Here is a 209-nt window from a genome sequence, read left to right on the forward strand (position 1 = left end):
GAGAGCATCAGCCTGATCTCCCCGCCTGAGCTGACGGTTTCGGTCACGGCAAGCGCTGCGGGCTGCGGAGGCGCAGCATCGGGGAGTGCTGAAGCTTCAGCTGCAGGTGGAGCAGGGAGCTACAGCTACGCGTGGAGCAATGGTGCTACAGGCCCGTCGCTTACCGGGCTGGCGTCCGGCGCATACACGGTGACGGTGACAGACGGCAA

The 209-nt window shown here is 65.6% G+C and carries 1 protein-coding gene; it reads left to right on the forward strand.

The annotated features are described in order from the left end of the window. The coding region (locus FRY97_RS22235; protein WP_147169804.1) for a hypothetical protein at positions 1–209 on the forward strand (209 nt) is incomplete at both ends.

This window comes from Phaeodactylibacter luteus (genome assembly GCF_007993045.1).
GTDB lineage: Bacteria > Bacteroidota > Bacteroidia > Chitinophagales > Saprospiraceae > Phaeodactylibacter > Phaeodactylibacter luteus.